Annotated in this window: 8 protein-coding genes; 1 reads left to right on the top strand and 7 read right to left on the bottom strand. The window is 42.6% G+C overall.

Annotated elements, in window-relative coordinates; all coding sequences use genetic code 11:
• Nucleotides 1–31 precede the first annotated feature (31 nt).
• Nucleotides 32–172 carry a hypothetical protein gene (locus F6K49_RS29600; protein ID WP_293102363.1) on the top strand — a complete coding sequence of 47 codons (141 nt, stop codon included), beginning with the start codon at nt 32–34 and terminating at the stop codon, nt 170–172.
• A 294-nt stretch (nt 173–466) separates the two neighbouring features.
• Here F6K49_RS29600 and F6K49_RS29595 read toward each other — a convergent pair whose 3' ends face one another.
• The 7 genes from F6K49_RS29595 to F6K49_RS29565 all read right to left on the bottom strand — a co-directional run bounded on the left by F6K49_RS29595 (nt 467) and on the right by F6K49_RS29565 (nt 3,628).
• Nucleotides 467–658: a DUF2949 domain-containing protein gene (locus F6K49_RS29595; protein WP_293018949.1), complete on the bottom strand. Its 192-nt coding sequence runs from the start codon at nt 656–658 to the stop codon at nt 467–469.
• An 11-nt stretch (nt 659–669) separates the two neighbouring features.
• On the bottom strand, nt 670–900 hold the full coding sequence (locus F6K49_RS29590; protein WP_293019005.1) for a hypothetical protein: 231 nt from the start codon (nt 898–900) through the stop codon (nt 670–672).
• Nucleotides 901–977: 77 nt separating this feature from the next.
• Nucleotides 978–1,208, bottom strand: coding sequence for a hypothetical protein (locus tag F6K49_RS29585; protein WP_198954069.1), 231 nt, complete (start codon nt 1,206–1,208; stop codon nt 978–980).
• Between the two features lie 54 nt (nt 1,209–1,262).
• On the bottom strand, nt 1,263–1,469 hold the full coding sequence (locus tag F6K49_RS29580; protein WP_070393417.1) for a ssl1498 family light-harvesting-like protein: 207 nt from the start codon (nt 1,467–1,469) through the stop codon (nt 1,263–1,265).
• 88 nt (nt 1,470–1,557) lie between these two features.
• A complete protein-coding gene (locus tag F6K49_RS29575; protein ID WP_198954070.1) occupies nt 1,558–1,788 on the bottom strand; it encodes a hypothetical protein in 231 nt (76 codons plus the stop codon).
• 52 nt (nt 1,789–1,840) lie between these two features.
• Complete coding sequence (locus F6K49_RS29570; RefSeq protein ID WP_365975266.1) at nt 1,841–2,047, bottom strand: ssl1498 family light-harvesting-like protein; 207 nt, start codon at nt 2,045–2,047, stop codon at nt 1,841–1,843.
• A gap of 360 nt (nt 2,048–2,407) precedes the next feature.
• A complete protein-coding gene (locus F6K49_RS29565; RefSeq protein ID WP_293102360.1) occupies nt 2,408–3,628 on the bottom strand; it encodes a transposase in 1,221 nt (406 codons plus the stop codon).
• Nucleotides 3,629–4,162: the final 534 nt, after the last annotated feature.

Here is a 4,162-nt window from a genome sequence, read left to right as displayed (position 1 = left end):
TGGGGAGATGGGGAGATGGGGAGATGGGGAGATGGGGAGATGGGGAGATGGGGAGATGGGGAGATGGGGAGATGGGGAGATGGGGAGATGGGGAGATGGGGAGATGGGGAGATGGGGAGATGGGGAGATGAAATTGATGTGTAGCCGTGTGAGCGCAAAAAATTTGTATTAACTATCAAATCCCGGACTTACCTTATAGAGTTGACTTATCTACCATTTCCAAATAGATCATGAAATTCCATTTACCTATTACCTGTTACCTTTTTATATCAATCCTAGTTTGATATTTAAAATTAAACTACTATAGTTACCTGAAATAGTTATAGCGTTTATCATAGCTATGATGTACATATTTTTTTTTCATTATTACCTATTCCCTGCTCCCTGCTCCCTGCTCCCTGTTCCCTAAAAACCAGAAATTTGGACTTCACTCGTGAAGATAATTGCTATATATTCAGAAATAGACTTAGACGGCTTCCAACCAATCAAAGATTTGATCTAATTGATCTAATGTAATTAGTCCGTATTGCCAAAGAATCATGGGTAAAAAGGTTGGGCTTGGTTCGCCCTGGCGTAGTGCCAGGGCAATGGAAGCCCCAGGAATCTCTAAGTCTTCCTGTAACCAGCGAATCAATTTAGTGAGCACTGAATACTGCATCGACCTCTGGTTTAGGAATTGGGCAGAGAGTTGCTAGCAAAAGCATCCATGGCATAGGCCGGAGTGCGATCGCTATAGTCAGTGTCTTGACCAGTGAAGGATTTGGCCAGTTTGTTGAAAGACTCACTACGCCAGTTGCGCTCATGGATGGGCTTGGTTTGCTCACCACGGAAGTAAGCTTGAGTACCAATTAGCGCCCCAGCAGTCCAACCAACAATTAACAGTGCAATTACAATAGTCATCATTTTCTCCTTTGTGTTTTTTACAAGCTTTGGGTCAAACCGTTAAAGCATTGCTTAATCTGTCAAATGCTTCAAGATTAGGAATTGGGCAGAGAGTTGCTAGCAAAAGCATCCATGGCATAGGCCGGAGTGCGATCGCTATAGTCAGTTTCTTGACCAGTAACGGATTTGGCCAGTTTGTTGAAAGACTTACTACGCCAGTTGCGCTCATGGATGGGCTTGGTTTGCTCACCACGGAAGTAAGCTTGAGTACCAATTAGCGCCGCAGCAGTCCAACCAACAATTAACAGTGAAATTACAATAGTCATCATTTTCTCCTTTGTGTTTTTTACAAGCTTTGGGTCAAACAAGTAACCAATGGTTTAGCTGATACCGAAGGCGGTCAAAATTAACAAGCTGACTAACAAGCTAGCTATCGCACCTTGGGAAATATAATTACGCTGCTGTTCTACTGAAGGGAAATCTGCGTAGTAAATCTCGGTTTCAGGAGCGTAGTTGTTGAGCACTCCGGTTTCATCAACGGTGGTGTACATAGTGGACTTGGTAATGGTGTTAGTGCTGAAAGTCATTTGGTTTTTTCTCCTTTCGTCTATGTTTTACGAGGTTTGGGTCAAACCCTTAAAGCATTGCTTGATTAAAGTGTCAAATGCTTTGTTATTAGGAATTGGGCAGAGAGTTGCTAGCAAAAGCATCCATGGCATAGGCGGGAGTGCGATCGCTATAGTCAGTTTCTTGACCAGTCACGGATTTGGCCAGTTTGTTGAAAGACTCACTACGCCAGTTGCGCTCATGGATGGGTTTGGTTTGCTCACCACGGAAGTAAGCTTGAGTACCAATTAGAGCTGCAGCAGTCCAACCCACAATTAACAGTGCAATTACAATAGTCATCATTTTCTCCTTTGTGTTTTACGAGGTAGTGGTCAAATAAGTAACGAATGGTTTAGCTGATACCGAAGGCGGTCAAAATTAACAAGCTGACTAAGAAGCTAGCTATAGCACCTTGGGAAATATAATTACGTTGCTGTTCGGGTGTTGGGAAATCTGCGTAGTAAATCTCGGTTTCAGGGGCGTAGTTATTGAGCACTCCAGTTTCATCAACGGTGGTGTACATAGTGGACTTGGTAATGGTGTCAGTGCTGAAAGTCATTTGGTTTTTTCTCCTTTCGTCTTTATGTAAATAAATATAACACTTTGTAAATTTTTGTTGCAATAGCTTGACAGGGACTGGCTGTAGGGTTGACCGTACAGGTTCAGGTGTAAAAACCCTATAAAAAGGTAAAAAGCCTAAGGTGTGAATATTAAACAGCAGTAAATAGGCGTAATTACTGCTAATTACGCCGATAAAACCCAATAATGGCTGCTAATCCTTATTTATAAGTGTTTGAATCTAAGTGTTTACGTCTAAGGGTTTAAGTATAAGTGTTTAAGTTATTACTTTCGGTCTATATCTTTAGGCATAGATGGCATCCCCCCAGCCCGATCCTATTGACACTCCCCACTGATAGAATCAGGGGGATTCTTGGTTCATAGACCCGTCTTGCTTAACCAAACCGGAGTCAGGAAAAGTAGAGGACAGATCTCCCCAAGCGTTAAGTAAAGTTCCCGTGTGCCCCACGGTACTTAAGGCTCTAGTTAGGATGTTTTTAGCGGCATTATGGTCGCGATCTAACCGACACCCACATTTACAGACATGGGTTCGAGTTGATAATGACTTCTTGACCACTTCACCACAGCTGGAACAATTCTGGCTTGTATAGGCAGGATTAACTGCAACAGTTATCCGACCAAACTTTTGCCCAAAATATTCCAGCCACTCCCTGAACTTGTACCAACCTGCATCATTAATAGATTTGGCGAGACAGTGGTTTTTAACTAGATTTTTGATCCTCAAATCTTCATAGGCGACCAGATCGTTAGACCGGATTACGCAACGTGCCAGTCTCTTGGCATGTTCTTCACGCTGCCTACTTATTTTAAGGTGATGTCTACCTAATCTATTGACGGCTTTCTTACGGTTAGATGAGCCTTTCTTTTTTCGGGAGACCCGACGTTGGTAAAACTTTAATCGTTTTTCGCTTTTGCGATAAAACCTAGGATTAGGTTCTGAATAACCATCAGAGTCAGTGTAAAACTCTTTTAGTCCGACATCTAACCCGACAGTGAATCCAGTAGCTCCTAGTCGCTTTAAGTTATCTATTTTGACACAAAACTGAACATAATAACCATCAGCTCTTTGGACTATCCTAACGCGCTTTATCAACTTCTGTTCGCGTAGCGTCGGCTTTGCCGAATCGAAACGCCACAAGTCCCATGTACCCTTGAGCTTAACCTTACCGATCCCTTTTTTATCGGTAAAGTTTATAGACTTCTTGTCTGGGGATAATTTCCACCCGGACTGCTTGTATTCGACTGATCTAGAATGTTTCTTGAAGCGAGGGTACCCTTTTTTGCCGGGCACTTTTTTCTTGCAATTGTCAAAAAAACGTTTAATAGCACGCTCTACGTTCTCGACAGAGGCTTGACAAGCATGACTGTTTAGATCTTTAACAAATTCAAATTCATCCCTTAGTTGAGTGTTGTAGCGATAGAGCTCTTTCTTCTTTACTCCGCGATTGTCCATCCAATACCGAAGTACCTTATTCCGGACAAAACGAGCCGTTCTAATAGCTTCATTTACTGCTAATTCTTGAGGCTTTTTTAGAATAGCTTTGAACTCCATGACCAACACTCGCACATCACCTCCTTTTGTTGTATCTACTCGACCTGTTTTAGTGCTACTCTAATTATAGACCCCTTAAATTATAATGTCAAGTAAAATGTCTGAACAAATCAAAAGAAAAGTAGGAAGACCTAGATTGCACGAAGAGGCAAAGAAAAGTTACAGTATCAAGGCTACTGAGACTGGTTGGCGGGGACTGAAACGTTTGGCAGCCAGTTCGGGGTTGAGCTTATCTGAGTACCTAGAGTTCCTGGGAAGATCTGGAACCTTACCAAGTTAGAAAAAAGACGCCCGAACAGTTAGGGAATAAATTCCTGTTCGGGCTAACCCCATAAATAGAATTTAGGGGCTTGCGCCCTCAGGGTTTTCGGTCAGCCTTTAGATGAGGAGTTTATAGGCTGATCCGATGTGTAGCAATATGTGTGGACAGGACTGACTGGGTAATTCCTGTTGGTATAAGCAAATATTTTGGCAAAGGGGGGCAAGCATCATGCCCTACCCTTTTGATTACTCCTGCAATTGATCACTCTTGTAACAGAGTCT

Source organism: Moorena sp. SIO3I6 (assembly GCF_010672095.1).
The sequence above is the reverse complement of the archived record's forward strand: the minus strand, read 5'-3'. Positions and strand labels throughout refer to the sequence as shown.